Source organism: Kineosporiaceae bacterium (assembly GCA_016713225.1).
Lineage (GTDB): Bacteria > Actinomycetota > Actinomycetes > Actinomycetales > Kineosporiaceae > JADJPO01.
This window is the reverse complement of sequence record JADJPO010000004.1, coordinates 20,979-39,120: the sequence shown is the minus strand read 5'-3', so window position 1 is coordinate 39,120 and position 18,142 is coordinate 20,979. Positions and strand designations below refer to the sequence as shown.

Here is an 18,142-nt window from a genome sequence, read left to right as displayed (position 1 = left end):
CGGCTGGCGAAGATAGGCCACGAGAGAACGTCACGACGGAGTGCGATGCGTGCCCTGGTGAAGACGGCCGCCGGCCGTGGTCTGCAACTGCTCGACGTCCCCGAGCCCACCCAGCGATCGGGCTTGGGGTCGGGCGAGGTGCTGGTGCGGGTGCTGCGCACCGGCCTGTGCGGCACCGACCTGCACCTGTACGACTGGGACGACTGGGCGGCCTCTGTCGTGACGCCGCCGATGACCATCGGCCACGAGTTCTACGGCGAGGTGGCGGCCGTCGCCGACGATGTGAGCGCCGTGCGGGTCGGACAGCGGGTCTCGGGTGAGGGGCACCTGGTGTGCGGAGCCTGTCGCAACTGCCGGGCCGGACGGCGCCACCTGTGCATCAACACGGTCGGCATCGGCGTGAACCGGGACGGGGCGTTCGCCGACTACCTGGTCATGCCGGCCGGAAACCTCTGGGTGCAACCCGATGAACTCGACCCCGACCTGGGGGCGCTGTTCGACCCGTTCGGCAACGCCACCCACACCGCGCTGTCGTTCCCGATCGCGGGGGAGGATGTGGTGATCACCGGGGCGGGGCCGATCGGGGTGATGGCCACCGCCATCGTGCGCCACGTGGGGGCGCGGTTCGTGGTGGTGACCGATGTGAGCGACGTGCGGCTCGAGCTGGCCAAGGCCGCCGGCGCCGACCTGGTGATCAACGCGGCGACCACGCCGTTGCGCGAGGCGATGGGCCGCCTCGGCATGCGGGAGGGCTTCGACATCGGGCTGGAGATGTCCGGGGCGCCGGCCGCGGTCTCGGACATGTTGGCGACGATGAACCACGGTGGCCGGGTGGCGATGCTGGGCCTGCCGCACGGCGACTATGCCATCGACTGGGGCCGGGTGATCACCCACATGCTCACCATCAAGGGCATCTACGGTCGCGAGATGTACGACACCTGGTACGCCATGAGTTCGATGCTGCAGACCTCCGCTGCGTTGCGGACGGCGCTGGGTTCGGTGATCACCCACCGGTTCGCCCCCGAGGAGTTCGACCGGGCGTTCGAGGTGGTGCGCTCGGGGAAGTGCGGCAAGGTGCTGATCGACTGGAGCTGAGCGTTCTCCGGTGGCGATCCCGTTTCGGCGGTAAGGGAGTCTGACGATGTACGGCACGATGCGAGAGCAGTTGCAGGCCACGCTGGCCGAGATCGAGGCGGCCGGGCTGACCAAGCACGAGCGCCGGTTGACCTCGCCGCAGTCGGCGCGGATCACGACCTCCTCGGGGGCGGCGCTGAACTTCTGTGCCAACAACTACCTGGGTCTCGCAGATCACCCGGACGTCGAGGCTGCCGCCGCAGAGGCGTTGCAGCAGTGGGGTTTCGGCATGGCCAGTGTGCGGTTCATCTGCGGCACCCAAGAGCTGCACGCCCGGCTCGAGGCGGCGTTGTCGGCCTTCCTGGGCACCGAGGACACCATCCTGTTCTCGTCGTGCTTCGACGCCAACGGTGGGGTGTTCGAGACGCTGTTCGATGAGCGCGACGCGATCATCTCCGACGAGCTCAACCACGCCTCGCTGATCGACGGCATCCGGCTGAGCAAGGCGTCGCGGTATCGGTACCGCAATGCCGATCTGGCCGATCTCGAGGCCCGGTTGCAGGCGGCGTCCGGGGCCCGGCGGCGGTGCATCGTCACCGACGGCGTGTTCTCGATGGACGGCTACCTCGCGCCGTTGCCGGGGATCTGCGACCTGGCCGAGACCTACGACGCGCTGGTGCTGGTGGACGACTCGCACGCGGTCGGGTTCGTCGGCCCGGGTGGGCGGGGTACGCCCGAACACTTCGGCGTGACGGATCGGGTCGACATCCTCACCGGCACCCTGGGCAAGGCGCTCGGCGGGGCGTCCGGCGGCTACGTGAGCGGCCCGGCCGAGGTCATCGCGCTGCTGCGGCAGCGGGCGCGACCGTACCTGTTCTCCAACGCGGTCGCGCCCAGCGTGGTGGCCGGCTCGCTCCAGGCACTCGAGCTCGCGGCGTCCTCGAATCAGGGGCGCGAGGCACTGCGCCGCAACAGCTCGCTGTTCCGGCACCTGATGACGGCCGAGGGTTTCGAGCTGCTGCCCGGGGAGCACCCGATCACCCCGGTGATGTTCCCCGGTGAGGACGGCGCGCGGCAGGCGGCTCAGGTGGCCGACCGGATGCTCGAGCTCGGCGTGTACGTCATCGCCTTCTCCTACCCCGTGGTGCCCACGGGGCGGGCGCGGATTCGGGTGCAGTTGTCCGCAGCACACAGCGAGGACGACGTCCGGGCCTGCGTGACAGCTTTCGTCACGGCCCGGAGCGCCGTCCTCGGTCGGTGACCCACGCCGGGGTTCACGCGGGATGCTGGACCGGCACCGTCGCGTTCTCGGGTCGGATCTCGTCCATCCAGGCGACGATCGCGTCGTCCGGTTCCAGCGGCATCGACACCTCGAGCACACCGTCACGGTAGACGGCGACGATGTCGTCGGAGTCGACACCCTCTGGCAGGCGGGCGGAGAAGGTGCGTGTTCCGTGCCAGCGCTGCGCGGTGAGCGTCAACACCCCGTTCTCGACGGTGACGCGAAGGTCGCGATCGGGGTCGATGCCCGGCAGCCCGGTACGCCACCCGTACCGGCCGTCCTGCCAGAACTCCTGGCACGCCATCCGGTTCTCGTCGTGGGGCGTCGCCGGCCGGTCGAGGGAGACCGGCGCCAGCGAGAACCACAAACCCATCCAGGTGGCCCAGGCCGGCCCGAGCGGCACGGCGGGCCGGCGTTCGATCTGATACATGATCATGTGTCTCACGGCCCTTCTCGTCCTCCCCGTGGCCCCGCCGGTTGCGAGGCGACCAGGGCTACCCAGGTCACAGCGCTGCATGGCGGTCGGACATCGGCGGACGGTGGCCGCGCATCGGGGCGCAGTGGCCCCATAGAACGAGTCTAGGCGTGAGCGGCCCTGCGGGTAACGGGCCAATGTCCTCGGGTCGGTCGCCGTGCCGTGGGAGTGTCCCCACGTCGTGCGATCGAACATGTGAACGATTTTCCTCGGACTGTGAGCGTGGCGGGGGAATGGACCGAGGCAGGTTCACCGGGGGTGCCGGTGAGCTCGAGGCGTATCGCTTTGGCCACCTCACGCAACAGCCCGTACCATCGCAGCACAGGCGTCGACCCGGCCATCACCGGCGAGCCTCCGGAAGAACAGAACGGTCGATCAGCTCGGTCGACCGATCCCAGTAGAACCGGACGGGACGGCCCGTCACAGCCGATCGAGAGAGGTCCGGCGCGTGCGTCGGGCAAGCGAGGTGGTACCGCGGTGCTCCCGGAACTCCGGTGGCGTCGTCCTCGCGGCGTAGTGCGAGCCGACCGAGGAGTACGACCCGTGTCCCAGCCCTATCCCGAGGTGCCCGCGAGCCCCGCCTTTCCTCAGCTCGAGGAACGGGTCCAGCGGTTCTGGGAGAGCGACAAGACCTTCCAGGCGAGCGTGGACGCCCGTCCGGCGGACGGCGTCGTCGACGGCGAGACCGTGACCGGTGGCAACGAGTTCGTCTTCTACGACGGTCCTCCCTTCGCCAACGGCCTGCCGCACTACGGCCACCTGCTGACCGGCTACGTCAAGGACGTCGTGCCGCGGTACCAGACCATGCGCGGGCGGCGGGTCGAGCGCCGCTTCGGTTGGGACTGCCACGGCCTGCCCGCCGAGGTCGAGGCCGAGAAGCAGCTCGGCATCGCCCACAAGGCCGAGATCGAGACGATGGGCATCGCCACCTTCAACGATGCCTGCCGTACCTCGGTGCTGGCCTACACCAAGGACTGGGAGGACTACGTCCACCGCCAGGCGCGCTGGGTCGACTTCGAGAACGACTACAAGACCCTCGACCTGGACTACATGGAATCGGTCATGTGGGCCTTCAAGTCTCTGTGGGACAAGGGCTTGGTCTACGAGGGCTTCCGGGTGCTGGCCTACTGCTGGCGTTGTGAGACCCCGCTGAGCAACACCGAGACCCGCATGGACGACGTCTACCGCGATCGGCAGGACCCTGCCGTCACCGTGGCCTTCGAGCTCACCAGCGGTCCGGCCGTCGGCGCCAAGGCGCTGATCTGGACGACGACCCCCTGGACGCTGCCGTCCAACCTCGCGATGGCGGTGAACTCGGACGTCACCTATGTCGTGGTCGGACACGAGGGCACCTCGTATCTGCTGGCCGAGGCGCGCCTGGCGGCGTACGCGCGCGAACTCGGGGACGACGCGGCGTCCCGCATCACAGCCCGGTTCACCGGCGCCGAGCTGGTCGGCTCGACCTACATCCCGCCGTTCGCCTACTTCGCCGGACGGCGCAACGCACACCAGATCCTGACCGCCGACTACGTCACCACCGAGGACGGCACCGGGATCGTGCACATCGCGCCGGCCTTCGGTGAGGAGGACAAGCTCGTCACCGACGCCGCCGACATCGAGCCCGTCGTCCCCGTCGATGCCCAGGGGCGGTTCACCAGCGAGGTCGGCGACTACGCCGGAATGCAGGTGTTCGAGGCCAACCCGCGCATCGTCGCCGACCTGAAGGCTGCCGGAACCCTGCTGCGGCACGAGACCTACGAACACCCCTACCCGCACTGCTGGCGCTGCGACAACCCGCTGATCTACAAGGCGGTGTCGAGCTGGTTCGTCAAGGTCAGCTCGTTCAAGGACCGCATGGTCGAGCTGAACCAGCAGATCCACTGGGTGCCCGAGCACATCAAGGAGGGCTCGTTCGGCAAGTGGTTGGCGAATGCCCGCGACTGGTCGATCAGCCGTAACCGGTACTGGGGCAGTCCGATCCCGGTGTGGGTGAGCGATGACCCGACCTACCCACGCACCGATGTCTACGGCTCGCTGGAGCAGTTGCAGGCCGATTTCGGCGTCGAGGTCACCGACCTGCACCGGCCCTTCATCGACGAGCTGACCCGGCCGAACCCGGATGACCCGCGCCCCGAAGGGCAACGGTCGACCATGCGCCGGGTGCCCGAGGTGCTGGACTGCTGGTTCGAGTCCGGCTCGATGCCGTTCGCGCAGGTGCACTACCCGTTCGAGAACAAGGACTGGTTCGAGCACCACTACCCGGGCGACTTCATCGTCGAGTACATCGGCCAGACCCGCGGCTGGTTCTACACCATGCACGTGCTGGCCACCGCCCTGTTCGACCGGCCGGCGTTCTCGAGCTGCGTCAGCCACGGCATCCTGCTCGGTGACGACAGCCGCAAGATGAGCAAGAGCCTGCGCAACTACCCCGACGTCCGCGAGGTCTTCGACCGCGACGGCTCGGACGCCATGCGCTGGTTCCTGATGAGCTCGCCGGTGCTGCGTGGCGGCAACCTGGTCGTCACCCAGCGCGGCATCCGCGACGGTGTGCGCCAGGTGATGCTGCCGCTGTGGAACGTCTGGTACTTCTTCTCGCTGTACGCGAACACGTTCGGCGAGAACGGGTATCGGGCCAACTGGGCCTCCGGTGAAGGCGCCACCACCTCGGACGACGTGCTCGACCGGTACCTGCTCGCCAAGACCCACGCCCTGGTCACCACCATGACCGAGCAGCTGGACGCCTACGACATCGCCGGTGCCTGCCAGAGCGTGCGTGACCACCTCGACGTGCTGACCAACTGGTACATCCGCCGGTCCCGGGAGCGGTTCTGGGCCACGGGAACCGAGGCGTCGGCCATCGCCTCGAGCCGGGCTGCGTTCGACACCCTGGCCCGCTCGCTCGAGGTGCTCACCCGGCTCGCCGCGCCGCTGCTGCCGCTGGTCACCGAGGACATCTGGCAGCAGCTCACCGGCGGGCGCAGCGTGCACCTGACCGACTGGCCGAGCCCCGACGAACTGCCCGCGGACGACGCCCTGGTGGCCGCCATGGACACCGCCCGCGAGGTCGCCTCGGCCACCTTGGGCCTGCGCAAGGCGGCGAACCTGCGGGTTCGGCTGCCGCTGCTCCAGCTCACCGTGGTCACTGCCGAACCAGCTGCGCTGCAGGGGTTCTCGGCGGTGATCGCCGACGAGGTGAACGTGCGCGACGTCCGGTTGGTCGATCTGGCCGATGCCGGGGGTCATGCCGTCGGGGTCACCGAACGGCTCACCGTCAACGCCCGCGCCGCCGGCCCGCGGCTGGGGCGCGCCGTCCAGCAGGTGATCCAGGCCAGCAAGGCTGGGGACTGGAGTCGAGGCGAGGACGGCGCCGTGGTCTGCGGTGGGGTGCCGCTGGTCGAGGGCGAGTTCGCGGTCGAGACCGTGGTCTCCGGTGCCGGTGAGGATCAGGTGGCCGTGGCGGTGCTGCCCGGCGGCGGGTTCGTCGTGCTGGACACCACCGTCACGCCCGAGGCCGCCCGCGAGGGGCTGGCACGCGACGTGATCCGGATCGTGCAACAGGCTCGGCGGGACGCGGGTCTGGCGATCGGCGACCGGATCGTGCTGCGGCTGACCACGCCATCCGATGACGTGGCTGCCGCGGTCGAGGCGCATCGCGACCTGATCGCCGGCGAGACGCTGGCCGACGAGGTCGTGCTGTCCGCGCAGGCCGAACGTGATGGGCAGGTCTCGTACGAGACGCTGTCCGGCGAGGCCGTGGCGGCCGTGTCGGTGGAACGCGCGTGACCGACACCGACCCGGTCGAGCGCCTCGAGGACGTCTACCGGGCGATCCTGTCCCGGGCACCCGAGCACGACCTGGTGCCGAGCCTCGACCGGATCAGAGCGGTCACCGAGCTGATGGGCGACCCGCAGACCTCGCTGCGCGCCGTCCATCTGACCGGCACCAACGGCAAGACCTCGACCACACGCATCGTCGAGCGACTGCTGCGCGAACACGGCTTGCGCACCGGTCGATTCGTCAGCCCGCACCTGTCCGACGTCCGCGAGCGGATCGCGATCGACGGCGAGCCGCTCTCGCCCGAGCGGTTCGTCGAGGTCTACGACGAGATCGCCCCGTATCTCGACCTGGTCGATGCCCGCTCGGCCGAGCGCGGCGAGCCACGGATGACCTTCTTCGAGGTGCTCGTCGCCATGGCGTACGCGGCCTTCGCCGACGCCCCGGCCGAGGTTGCCGTCATCGAGGTCGGCATGGGTGGTTCGTGGGATGCCACCAACGTGATCGATGCCGAGGTCGCCGTGATCACGCCGATCGCGATCGACCACCAGCACTTCCTCGGCCACGAGATCAGCCAGATCGCCACCGAGAAGGCCGGGATCATCAAGCCCGGTGCCGTGGCGATCATCGCCGACCAGGACAGTCACGAGGCGGCCGAGATCCTGCTGCGTCGTGCCGCCGAGGTCGGTGCCACGGTGGCCCGCGAGGGCCTCGAGTTCGGTGTGGCCGGGCGCGAGGTCGCCATCGGCGGACAGTTGCTGACCCTGCAGGGTCTCGGCGGCATCTACGAGGACCTGTTCCTGCCACTGCACGGCATTCACCAGGCGCAGAACGCGGTGTGTGCGCTGGCCGCCGTCGAGGCGTTCCTCGGCGCCGGGCCGAGCAGCGGACGGCTCGATCCGGACGTCGTCCGCGCCGCCTTCGCGGGGGTGGACTCGCCGGGCCGGCTCGAGGTCGTGCGCCGCAGCCCCACGATCATGGTGGACGCCGCGCACAACCCCGCCGGTGCCCAGGCGCTCGCCGACTCGATCGACGACGCGTTCGGGTTCGCCCGTCTGATCGGGGTGGTCGGGGTGATGGCCGACAAGGACGTGATCGGCATCCTGGACGCGCTGCAACCCGTGCTGGACGAGGTCGTCGTGACCCGTTCGGCGTCCCCGCGCGCCATGGCGCCGGACGAGCTGGCCGAGATCGCCCGGGAGGTCTTCGGCGAGGATCGCGTGCACGTCGCCGACCGGCTCGACTCGGCTCTCGACCTGGCCGTGGCCCGGGCCGAGGTCGACCACGAGCCGGGTGCCGGAGTGCTGGTCACGGGCTCGATCCCGCTGGCCGGAGAGGTGCGCACGCTGCTGCGGGTGGACCGATGAGATCTCCGCGCCGCACCCTCGCCGCCAGCATGCTCGCGCTGGAGTCGATCTCGGTGTTCCTGGGCGGCCTGGCGGGTAAGGCAACCACCACCATCAGCCTCGGCCGCTCGATGCTGATCCTGGGAGCCTTGGCGCTGGCCTGCCTCGTGGCGGCCGGCCTGCTGCGCTCGCGCGCGGGCTACGTTCTGGGCAGCGTGCTGCAGGTCGCGGTGATCGCCACCGGGTACTGGATCCACGCCATGTACATCGTGGGGGTGGTCTTCGCGGTGCTCTGGTTCGCCGCCCTGCGGGTGGGCACCCGCGTCGAGCGCGATCGCGCCCGGATCGCGCAGGAGCTGGACCGCCGACGCGAGGCAGGTCAGTCCTCGACCTGAGCACGGTGTGTGGGTGTCCTCGCCCCAAACCCTCGGTGATCATGCAATCCGTGCACAAAACGTGCGCGGATTGCATGATCACCAAGAATGGGTGCTCGCGGTGCACACCATCCAGGGATCACCTCGAGCGGCATTGCACCTGAGACCTCTGGTCCAGGGCCTGGTATGCCCGGTCTGGCTATGCTTCGGCCGTGGACCGAACCCTCGTACTGATCAAGCCGGACGGCGTCGCGCGCGGGTACGTGGGGGAGGTGCTGCGCCGGATCGAGGCCAAGGGCTACACGATCGTGGCGATGGATCTGCGCCGAGCCGACCGAGCGCTGCTCGATGCCCACTATGCCGAGCACGTCGGAAAGCCGTTCTTCGACGACCTGGTGGGCTTCATGAGCTCCGGCCCCGTGGTGGCCGCGGTGATCGAGGGCCAACGGGTGATCGAGGGCTGGCGCTCGCTGGCGGGCACCACCGACGCCACCAAGGCGGCCCCGGGCACCATCCGCGGTGACCTGGGTCGTGACTGGGGCAACGGCTCGACCGAGAACCTGGTGCACGGGTCGGACTCGCCCGAGTCGGCGGCCCGCGAGATCGCGCTCTGGTTCCCCGGCCTGGCGGGCTGAGCCCACCTCGTCAGCATCACCCGGTGCAAGCCGGGTTAGGGTTGCCTACATGCCCGTGCGGAGCGTCTTCGAAGACCTGGAACCGTTGCTGCCCTTGGTCAGCAAGCCGATCCAGTACGTCGGCGGTGAGCTCAACAGCACGGTCAAGGACTGGGACCTCGTCGGCGAGGCCACCGTGCGCTGGGCACTCATGTACCCCGACGCGTACGAGGTCGGCCTGCCCAACCAGGGCGTCATGATCCTCTACGAGGTCATCAACGAGCGGGACGACGCGTTGGCCGAGCGCACGTATGCGGTTTGGCCCGAGATGGAAGCGCTGATGCGCAGCCACGGCGTCCCGCAGTTCACGGTCGATGCCCACCGGCCGGTGGGAGCGTTCGACGTCTTCGGGGTGTCCTTCTCGACCGAGCTCGGCTACACCAACATGCTCACGGCGCTCGACCTGGCCGGCATCCCGCTGAGCGCCGCCGACCGCGGCGAGGATCACCCGATCGTCCTCTCCGGGGGACACGCCGCCTTCAACCCCGAGCCGATCGCCGAGTTCATCGATGCCGCGATCCTGGGGGACGGCGAGCAGGCCGTGCTCATGGTGACCGACCTGGTCGGGGCCTGGAAGCGTGAGGGGCGCCCCGGTGGACGACTCGGCCTGCTGGAGCGCCTTGCCGCGACCGGCTCGGTCTACGTGCCCGCCTTCTACGACGTCGACTACACCGCCGACGGTCGCATTCGTCGGGTGGCTCCCAACCGCCCGGGCGTGCCGTGGCGGGTCAGCAAGCACACCCTGATGGACCTGGACTCCTGGCCCTACCCCAAGCAGCCGCTGGTTCCGCTCGCCGAGAGCGTGCACGAGCGGATGAGCGTCGAGATCTTTCGCGGGTGCACCCGCGGCTGCCGGTTCTGCCAAGCCGGAATGATCACCAGGCCGGTGCGGGAGCGGAGCACCCACGGTATTCGAGGCATGGTCGAGAAGGGCTTGGCGGCAACGGGTTTCGAAGAGGTCGGGCTGCTCAGCCTGTCCAGCGCCGACCATTCCGAGATCGCCGACCTGACCAAGCAGCTGGCCGACACCTACGACGGCACCAACACCGGGTTGTCCCTGCCCAGCACCCGCGTCGATGCGTTCAACATCGACCTGGCCAACGAGCTGTCCCGCAACGGACGGCGATCCGGGCTGACGTTCGCGCCCGAGGGCGGTAGCGAACGCATTCGCAAGGTGATCAACAAGATGGTCACCGAGGACGACCTGGTGCGTACCGTGACGGCCGCCTACTCGGCCGGCTGGCGTCAGGTGAAGCTCTACTTCATGTGCGGACTGCCCACCGAGACCGACGAGGACGTGCTGCAGATCGCCGAACTCGCCAAGCGGGTCATCGAGACCGGACGCCGCGTGACCGGCACCCGCGACATCCGGTGCACCGTCAGCATCGGCGGCTTCGTGCCCAAGCCGCACACCCCGTTCCAGTGGGCCGCTCAACTCGACCACGAGACCACCGACGCCCGCCTGGCCAAGCTGCGCGACGCCGTCCGGTCGGATCGCAACTACGCCCGCGCGATCGGATTCCGCTACCACGACGGCAAGCCGGGCATCGTCGAGGGACTGTTGTCGCGCGGTGACCGGCGGCTGTCCGCGGTCATCCGGGCGGTGTGGGCGGACGGTGGCCGCTTCGACGGCTGGAGCGAGCACTTCAGTTTCGATCGATGGATGAGCGCGGCCGAGACCGCGCTGGCGAGCGAACCGGTGGACGTCGACTGGTACACCACGCGCGAGCGTGACCAGAGCGAGGTGCTGCCCTGGGACCACCTGGACTCGGGGCTGGACAAGGACTGGCTGTGGGAGGACTGGCAGGACGCTGTCGGATCCGCTGACGCCGTCGAGGTCGAGGACTGCCGCTGGACCCCGTGCTTCGACTGCGGCGTCTGCCCGCAGCTGGGCACCGAGATCCAGCTCGCCCGCCCGCACTGACCGGCGGCTCAGCCGAACCGTTCAGGTCGTGGCTCGCACCGTTCAGCTCGTGCGGTCCACCTGGACGGAGAAGATGGCGCTCTGAGCCGAGGCCGGCAGGAGCGCGGTCAGCCCGGTCTTCGCATCGAGGGCACCGCACAACCGGTCGGTGATGGCCGCCAGCGCGCAGTCGACCCCACGCATCTGGGGATCAGCGCTGTGCAGCCGCACCGGCAGGTCGGCGGCCTGGGCCAGCGGCGCGGTCAGCGACACGGCCACGGCCGAGATGCGCCCGGCCCGGGCCGGGGTCGGCACCACGACCGAGGTGGCCAGCTGGTAGCGCACCACGGCGGTCGTGTAGGGCTTGCCGGCGACCGGTGCGGCGCTGAATCCGGTGGCCGACGTGCCGGTCACCGGGGCGAGCACGCCGTCGAGCTCGACCTGGATGCTGCGTATCGTCGAGCGGACCTCGCTGGTCATCGACGGCAGCTGAAGGGCCAACGGCTCGCTGCGCGGGTCGACCAGGCGCAGGCTCTCGTAGGCGTCGACCGACGTGCCGTCGCGGTCGAGAGCGATCTCGAGATGGGTTCCGGGCGTGTCGATCCCGGGGCCGGTGGCCGGCACACTCGCCGGGCGGACCACGGGGCCGGACCCCGGCCAGGGCATCGGCGTCGCCTTCGCCCCGGTTGCGGCGGTCGGCTCGGACGACGCGGCCGGCGAGGCTGCTCCGGTGACCGGTGCCGAGGCGCCGGCCGAGGGTTGCGGGGTGGAGGCCGTGGGGGAGCTGTCGCACCGCGAGGCGAGTGCCAGCAGCAGCGCCGCCAGGATCACCGCCATCAGCATCAGGAACCACCACGGACGACGCGTGGTCTCGGACTCGCTGCGCTCGAAGGAGTCGGCGACCGCGTCGGCGGTCGGGGGCACCCCGCCGAAGGTGTCGGGCAGCGGCGCTGCCGGCGGAGCACCGCGTTCGTTGTCCAGCTCGCGGCGCAGTTGTTCGATGGAGGCGCGCAGGTCCTGGGCCTCGGCCTCCTTGGCGTCCAGCGACTCGCGCAGTGCCGCCGTGCTCTCGATCTTCTGGCGCAGGCCCGACAGCGGCGCCCGGACGGGACGAACCGCCACCGGGGACGTGGGGCGGCGGGGGTGGCGCGACTTCAATCCCGGCGAACTCGACACGGGACGGGGTGGCGCGACCACGGGCACGGGGGCGTCGGCGCGGCGCGTCTCGGGGACGGCGTCCCCGGTGATCTCGGGTGGCTCGGCCTCGGTGGACAGCGCCCCGGCCGGAACCGGTTCGGCGGGCGCAGGGACAACGGTGGGCAGCGTCGAGGCCTGCTCGACGATCTCCCCCGTGGTCGAAGCGGGATTCCGCTCCGTCATCTGTACCTCCCACCACCCGGATCAAGCCCGCCACGTGCAAAGAGACGGCCTTGTTACCGGACACACTATCCGGATCCAGACGTCACGATGGTCACACTCGGTGTCAAACGTCCCGCTCGTGACCAAGCTGGTACGACCCGTCCGTGACGGTTCGGCCAAGCTGCCACCGAATGTCGCATCCTCGGCCCTAGAGTGTGCTCACGCAGAGCAGCCGACAACCGCGGTTGCGCGCAGATTGGTCACGATCGGCCATGACACGGAGGTCTCGATGGGTGTTCGCTGGGCTCGCGGCCTGCTGAGCGTGCTGGCGCTGGCATTGGCGAGCACCGCGGCGCTGTTCGCCGTGCCGATGAGCGCGGGCGCCGCCTCGACCGGTGACGTCTTCGTCGTCCACGGGCTCGTGGGCTCTCCCGCGGACGTCGTGGTCGATGGCCACACGGTTGCCGCCGCGGCGGCGCCCAAGACGATCGTCGGTCCGTTGCACCTGGCCGCCGGTCCGCACGTGCTGACGTTGAAGAACGCCGGTACCTCCGTGGTGACCGGATCGTTCACCGTCAAGGCCGGCGAGAGCATCGACGTCGTCGCCCACCGCAGTGCCGATGCGGCCCGGTCGGCGGTCATCACGGTCTTCGGCAACGATCTGCGCGCCATCGCCCCCGGCAAGTCCCGGTTGGTGGTCTCCCACGTGGCGGCCGCGCCGCCGGTGGACATCCGCGACAACGGCAAGGTGATCTTCCGCAACGTCGCCAACGGCGAGTCGCTGACGGTCGAGAACAAGGCCATGGACTGTCTGATCGACATGGTGCCCACGGCGACCAGCGGCCCGGTGATCCTCGACCCCGTCACGGTGACGCTGCAGCCGGGAACCCTGGTGCGGCTGTACGCGATCGGTGACGCCACGGCCGGCACGACAGACGCCGTCCTGCACGTGATGCGCCTGGGTCTGGTCGGTTCGAAGCGCCCCGGCGTTGTGCGCACCGGTGACGGCGGCCAGGCTGCCGACACCGTGATCGGCGGTACCTCGCCGGCGACGTGGGCGCTGCTGGCGGCGTTCACCGCCTTCGCCGGGCTGGTCCTGCTCAACCGCCGCTCGACGGCCGGTCCGGTGATCGGTAGCCGGCACTCCCGGTGAGAGGTCGCTCGACCCTGGTCCTGATCGGCCTGGGTGCCTACGGCGTGAGCATGGCCGCCTCGGGTGTGGCGCTCGCCGTGGCGCCCGCTGTGCCGGTGCCTGCCGTGGTGACGGTGCTGTCCGAAACCTCGGCTGCGGCGGCACCGGGCCTCGTGGAGCCCTCCCTGATGCCGCCCCTGGCCTCCTCGTCGGCGCGCCCTGCGCCGGCGGTCTCGGTACCCGTCGTCCGGGGCACCGGCGAACAACTGGCCACCTTCGTGCCCACCCGGATGGTGTTGCCCAGCGGTCGTCAGGCACCCGTCCAGGTTTCGGACGTCGCCGAGGACGGCAGCCTGGTGATCCCGGACCGGCCCGACACCGTCGGTTGGTGGGACGGCGGGGCACATGCCGGTGACCCGTCCGGCAGTCTGGTGATCGCCGGCCATGTCGATTCCCGCACGTACGGATTGGGTGCCCTGGCCGAGCTGAAGTGGGCCAAGGCCGGCGAGGTCATCGTGCTTCAGGCCGGCAAGAAGCGGCAGCGCTACCGGATCCAGCGGGCGCTGCAGATCAACCAGCAGAGCCTGGCCCAGGACGACGAGTTCTTCAGTCAAGCGGGGCCGCATCGCCTGGTTCTGATCACCTGCGGTGGGCCGTTCGACCGGGCCAAGCACCGCTACCGGGACAACTACGTCGTCGTGGCACTGCCGCTGCGCGCTTAGGGTTCTGGTCATGGCCCGCCAGCCCGAAGGACCTCCACCGCCGCCCACGGTGCAACGCGTGCGCATCCGGTACGCCAAGCGGGGCCGGCTGCGGTTCACCAGCCACCGTGACTTCCAGCGCGCGCTGGAGCGTGCCCTGCGGCGGATCCAGGCGCCGATGGCCTACTCGGCGGGGTTCAATCCGCATCCCAAGATCTCCTACGCCAATGCCGCCCCCACCGGCGCGGCCAGTGAGGCCGAGTACCTCGAGCTGGGACTGGCGGCGCGGGTCGAGCCGGACGCGCTGCGGGCCGCCCTGGACGCCGCGCTCCCGCCCGGCCTGGACGTGATCGACGTGGTGGAGGCCCGCACCTCGGGCCTGGCCGATCGGCTCGAGGCCTCGTTGTGGCGGATCGAGCTGCCCGGGGTCGACCCGGACGCCGCCGCGGCGGCCGTGGAGGCCTTCCGCGTGGCAGACCGGGTCGAGGTCAGCCGGATGACGAAAGCGGGCCTGCGGACCTTCGACGCGCGGGCAGCGGTGCTCGATGTGCGCGTCGAGACCACCACCTCCGAGGCACTCGAGTCGGCGGGCCGATCTGCCGAGGAGATCAGCAGTACGGGTGTCGCTCGAGTCACCGACGGTGGCTGTGCGATACTTCGTCTGGTCGTCCGGCATGTCACACCGGCTGTTCGACCCGACGATGTCCTCGCCGCACTCAGGTCGCAGGCCCTCCTCGCGCCGCCGTCTCCAGCCCGGATGACGCGACTGGCGCAGGGACCGCTGGACGACCGGAGCGGCGCGGTGGCCGATCCACTGACCGCCGACCGGACCTCGTAACAGAGATGCTTCCGTTTCGCCGAGCCCGGCGGGACGAACGCGACAACCGCCCCGCGCGGTGCTGATGGTGTGAGCGGCACCCGGGGTTGAACGGGAGTACCCGTGACGCTCGACAATGAGCAGGCACCCAGCACCACGACCAGCACCACCTCGACCACCACCCCGCGCCGCCGCCGAGCGGCCTCTCGCCCGGCCGGCCCGCCGGCACCTGTGGTTCCCGACACGCCCGCGGACAGCCCCACCGGCCCGAGCATCGACGGCGCCGCTGTCGAGGCCCCTGTTGTCGAGGCCTCTGCTGCCGAGGGCTCTGCTGGCGAGGTTCCGCCGGCGCCCAAGCGCCGCACCCGCAAGAAGGCCGTCGCCGCCCCCGCGGTGGCTGCTGCCGAGACCCCCACCGAGCCGGTTGCCGAGCCGGTTGCCGAGCCCGAGACGGCTCCCGCCGCCGCACCCAAGCGGCGCACCCGCAAGAAGGCCGTGGCAGCGCCACCGGCCGAGGCCACCGAACCGCCCGTCGAGACCTCGGCTGAGTCCGCCGCGGCCCAGCCGGCGCGCCTCGCCGTGGCCGAGTCCGCCGTCCTGGACGAGGACGAGACGCTCGAGTCCGCCGCTGCGCTCGATGCCCCGACGTCGCTGAGCATGCCGCTGTTCCAGGCACCGGCGCCGCTACCTGCCACCACCGGTGGCCGCCGCCGGGCGGCGAGCCGCCCCGCCGGGCCGCCGGTCGTCGAGCTCGTGGCCGACGAGCCGGTGCCCGCCGTGGCCGAGCCCGCCGCACCGGCACCTGCCGACGACGAGGCCGAGGACGACGAGGCCGGGCGCCCGCGGCGGCGCCGTCGTGGCGGTCGGGGACGACGTCCCCGCGGTCGCGAGGACGGCGATGCCGAAGAGACCACCACCGGCGAGGCCGCCGACGGCGAGAACGCCGGGGAGTCCGGCGCGGCTGCCGCGGCCGAGTCGGCAGAGTCTGCCGAGTCAGCCGAGGACGGCGACGACGAGGACGAGGACACGCCTGCGGGCACCCGGCGTCGTCGTCGGCGTCGTCGGCGCAGCGGTGGCGGCGGCGAGGCCGGCACGGACGACGACCCGCCGAACACGGTGGTCCGGGTCCGCGAGGGCCGGCGCGGCTCCAGCGGCGGTTCGGGCAGCGGTGACGTCACCGGGCTGCGCGGGTCGACCCGGCTGGAGGCCAAGAAGCAGCGCCGCCGTGAGGGGCGCGAGGCCGGCCGGCGTCGTCCGGTCATCACCGAGGCCGAGTTCCTGGCCCGGCGCGAGAGCGTCGACCGGGTCATGCTGGTGCGTGAGCTCGAGGGCCGCACCCAGATCGGCGTGCTCGAGGACGGCGTCCTGGTCGAGCACTACGTCGCCCGGCGCACCCAGACCTCGATGGTCGGCAACGTCTACCTCGGCCGGGTGCAGAACGTGCTGCCCAGCATGGAGGCCGCCTTCATCGACGTCGGCAAGGGGCGCAACGCCGTCCTGTACGCCGGTGAGGTCAACTGGGACGCCGCGGGCCTGGACGGGCAGGCCAAGCGCATCGAGCACGCCCTCAAGTCGGGTGAGTCCGTGCTGGTGCAGGTCACCAAGGACACCATCGGCCACAAGGGCGCCCGGCTGACCAGCCAGATCTCGCTGCCTGGCCGCTACCTGGTCTACGTGCCGAACGGCTCGATGACCGGCATCAGCCGCAAGCTGCCCGACACCGAGCGGGCCCGGCTGAAGAAGATCCTGCGCGACGTCGTGCCCGAGGAGGCCGGCGTGATCGTGCGCACGGCCGCCGAGGGGGCCTCGGAGGACGAGCTGCGCCGTGACGTGGCCCGCCTGGCCGCCCAGTGGGAGGACATCGCCGCCAAGGCGAAGGCGGTCAACGCCCCGAACCTGCTGTACGGCGAGCCCGACCTGGCGATCCGCGTGGTCCGCGACATCTTCAACGAGGACTTCTCCTCGCTGCTGGTCAGCGGCCCCGACACCTGGGACACGCTGCGCGGCTACATCGGTCACGTCGCGCCCGACCTGGTCGAGCGCATGCACAAGTGGGACGCCGACGAGGTGGTCGACGGGTCGGCGCGGGGCGACATCTTCGCCGCGCACCGGGTGGACGAGCAGCTCGCCAAGGCGCTGGATCGCAAGGTGTGGCTGCCCTCGGGTGGGTCGCTGGTCATCGACCGCACCGAGGCGATGACCGTCATCGACGTCAACACCGGCAAGTTCACCGGCTCCGGCGGCAACCTCGAAGAGACGGTGACCAAGAACAACCTCGAGGCGGCCGAAGAGATCGTCCGCCAGCTGCGGCTGCGCGACATCGGCGGGATCATCGTCGTCGACTTCATCGACATGGTGCTCGAGTCGAACCGCGAGCTGGTGCTGCGCCGGCTGCTCGAGTGCCTGGGGCGTGACCGCACCAAGCACCAGGTCGCCGAGGTGACCTCGCTCGGGTTGGTGCAGATGACCCGCAAGCGGGTCGGCCAGGGCCTGCTGGAGGTCTTCAGCGAGACCTGCGAGCACTGTGGCGGCCGGGGCCTGATCATGCACGACGAGCCGGTCGAGAAGCGTCAGCAGGACGGTGGCGGCGCCTCGGGTGGCAACAGCTCCGGTGGCAACGGCTCGGGTGGCAGTGGTTCGGGTGGTTCGGGCCGCAGCGGTCGCAGCCGGGGTCGCAGTCGCGGCCAGGGCGGCAACTCGGGTCAGGCGGCGCCGGTCGAGGCCGCCGCAGGCTGATCCAGGCTTACGCAGGATCATCGGCGGGATTTGGTGTCGCCAGGGCGCACCGAATCCCGCCGTTGTGGTGCGACCCGGGTGGTCAGTCCGGGGCGATCGCGCAGCTCGCGGTCGCGCCCGGCAACCGGTACCGGTTCGCGGCGATCACGCGGTAGATCAGCTCGACCACGAGTCGCACCAGGGGCAGCCGCATCGCGTGTCCGGTCCATCGCGCCCACCGGTGCGGCGAGGTGGTCACCAGGATCGCGACGGCGTTGCCCGCGGTGGCGCGCAGCTGCTGCGTGGCGTCCAGCAACACCACGGAGCGGGCGAGCTGGTCGCGCAGCGGGTCGGTGACGTGCGCCGGTTCGCCCTGCCACGGCACGATCGGGACGGCGGGGCGCACATGGCGCTGCAGCCAGCGTGCCGAGGCGGTGCAGAACCCGCAGTCGCCGTCGTAGAGGAACCTCACGTCGTCCAGTCTCGCTCGAGAGCAGGAACCCAGGAACCCAGGAA

The 18,142-nt window shown here is 70.5% G+C and carries 14 protein-coding genes; 11 read left to right on the top strand and 3 right to left on the bottom strand.

The features are described from left to right. Window positions 1–45 precede the first annotated feature (45 nt). Window positions 46–1,095 carry an L-threonine 3-dehydrogenase gene (tdh, locus tag IPK24_16780; protein MBK8077172.1) on the top strand — a complete coding sequence of 350 codons (1,050 nt, stop codon included), beginning with the start codon at window positions 46–48 and terminating at the stop codon, window positions 1,093–1,095. Window positions 1,096–1,141: 46 nt separating this feature from the next. Next, the gene (locus IPK24_16775; protein ID MBK8077171.1) at window positions 1,142–2,335 is read left to right on the top strand and encodes a glycine C-acetyltransferase; all 1,194 of its coding nucleotides are present in this window, start codon (window positions 1,142–1,144) and stop codon (window positions 2,333–2,335) included. Between the two features lie 13 nt (window positions 2,336–2,348). Here the strand turns inward: IPK24_16775 and IPK24_16770 are convergent, their stop codons facing one another. After that, window positions 2,349–2,786: an Hsp20/alpha crystallin family protein gene (locus tag IPK24_16770; protein ID MBK8077170.1), complete on the bottom strand. Its 438-nt coding sequence runs from the start codon at window positions 2,784–2,786 to the stop codon at window positions 2,349–2,351. 588 nt (window positions 2,787–3,374) lie between these two features. On the opposite strand from IPK24_16770, the gene IPK24_16765 reads away from it, so the two are divergent. From IPK24_16765 to IPK24_16745, 5 genes are all read left to right on the top strand, one after another. Then, complete coding sequence (locus tag IPK24_16765) at window positions 3,375–6,614, top strand: isoleucine--tRNA ligase (protein ID MBK8077169.1); 3,240 nt, start codon at window positions 3,375–3,377, stop codon at window positions 6,612–6,614. After that, window positions 6,611–7,972 carry a bifunctional folylpolyglutamate synthase/dihydrofolate synthase gene (locus tag IPK24_16760; protein MBK8077168.1) on the top strand — a complete coding sequence of 454 codons (1,362 nt, stop codon included), beginning with the start codon at window positions 6,611–6,613 and terminating at the stop codon, window positions 7,970–7,972. The genes IPK24_16765 and IPK24_16760 overlap by 4 nt, the downstream gene beginning before the upstream one ends. Next, complete coding sequence (locus IPK24_16755; GenBank protein ID MBK8077167.1) at window positions 7,969–8,346, top strand: DUF4233 domain-containing protein; 378 nt, start codon at window positions 7,969–7,971, stop codon at window positions 8,344–8,346. The genes IPK24_16760 and IPK24_16755 overlap by 4 nt, the downstream gene beginning before the upstream one ends. Before the next feature lie 191 nt (window positions 8,347–8,537). Further along, a complete protein-coding gene (ndk, locus tag IPK24_16750) occupies window positions 8,538–8,960 on the top strand; it encodes a nucleoside-diphosphate kinase (protein ID MBK8077166.1) in 423 nt (140 codons plus the stop codon). Between the two features lie 49 nt (window positions 8,961–9,009). Then, window positions 9,010–10,923 carry a TIGR03960 family B12-binding radical SAM protein gene (locus IPK24_16745; GenBank protein MBK8077165.1) on the top strand — a complete coding sequence of 638 codons (1,914 nt, stop codon included), beginning with the start codon at window positions 9,010–9,012 and terminating at the stop codon, window positions 10,921–10,923. Window positions 10,924–10,965: 42 nt separating this feature from the next. On the opposite strand, the gene IPK24_16740 is transcribed toward IPK24_16745, so the two are convergent. Continuing rightward, window positions 10,966–12,282, bottom strand: coding sequence for a hypothetical protein (locus IPK24_16740; protein ID MBK8077164.1), 1,317 nt, complete (start codon window positions 12,280–12,282; stop codon window positions 10,966–10,968). 268 nt (window positions 12,283–12,550) lie between these two features. Between IPK24_16740 and IPK24_16735 the strand changes: the two genes are divergently transcribed. From IPK24_16735 to IPK24_16720, 4 genes are all read left to right on the top strand, one after another. Further along, a complete protein-coding gene (locus IPK24_16735) occupies window positions 12,551–13,414 on the top strand; it encodes a DUF4397 domain-containing protein (protein MBK8077163.1) in 864 nt (287 codons plus the stop codon). Continuing rightward, window positions 13,411–14,115, top strand: coding sequence for a class F sortase (locus IPK24_16730; protein MBK8077162.1), 705 nt, complete (start codon window positions 13,411–13,413; stop codon window positions 14,113–14,115). The genes IPK24_16735 and IPK24_16730 overlap by 4 nt, the downstream gene beginning before the upstream one ends. Window positions 14,116–14,164: 49 nt before the next feature. Continuing rightward, on the top strand, window positions 14,165–14,932 hold the full coding sequence (locus IPK24_16725) for a DUF2344 domain-containing protein (GenBank protein ID MBK8077161.1): 768 nt from the start codon (window positions 14,165–14,167) through the stop codon (window positions 14,930–14,932). A gap of 102 nt (window positions 14,933–15,034) precedes the next feature. Continuing rightward, window positions 15,035–17,647, top strand: a complete 2,613-nt coding sequence (locus IPK24_16720; protein MBK8077160.1) for an Rne/Rng family ribonuclease — start codon at window positions 15,035–15,037, stop codon at window positions 17,645–17,647. A gap of 82 nt (window positions 17,648–17,729) precedes the next feature. Here IPK24_16720 and IPK24_16715 read toward each other — a convergent pair whose 3' ends face one another. Further along, complete coding sequence (locus IPK24_16715; GenBank protein ID MBK8077159.1) at window positions 17,730–18,098, bottom strand: DUF393 domain-containing protein; 369 nt, start codon at window positions 18,096–18,098, stop codon at window positions 17,730–17,732. Between the last annotated feature and the right edge of the window lie 44 nt (window positions 18,099–18,142).

Excerpts from the sequence above, each read along its gene's own strand:
- tdh (MBK8077172.1), top strand. The coding sequence starts at position 46 with ATGCGTGCCCTGGTGAAGACGGCCGCCGGCCGTGGTCTGCAACTGCTC.
- IPK24_16775 (MBK8077171.1), top strand. The coding sequence starts at position 1,142 with ATGTACGGCACGATGCGAGAGCAGTTGCAGGCCACGCTGGCCGAGATC.
- IPK24_16770 (MBK8077170.1), bottom strand. The coding sequence starts at position 2,786 with ATGTATCAGATCGAACGCCGGCCCGCCGTGCCGCTCGGGCCGGCCTGG.
- IPK24_16755 (MBK8077167.1), top strand. The coding sequence starts at position 7,969 with ATGAGATCTCCGCGCCGCACCCTCGCCGCCAGCATGCTCGCGCTGGAG.
- IPK24_16745 (MBK8077165.1), top strand. The coding sequence starts at position 9,010 with ATGCCCGTGCGGAGCGTCTTCGAAGACCTGGAACCGTTGCTGCCCTTG.
- IPK24_16740 (MBK8077164.1), bottom strand. The coding sequence starts at position 12,282 with ATGACGGAGCGGAATCCCGCTTCGACCACGGGGGAGATCGTCGAGCAG.
- IPK24_16735 (MBK8077163.1), top strand. The coding sequence starts at position 12,551 with ATGGGTGTTCGCTGGGCTCGCGGCCTGCTGAGCGTGCTGGCGCTGGCA.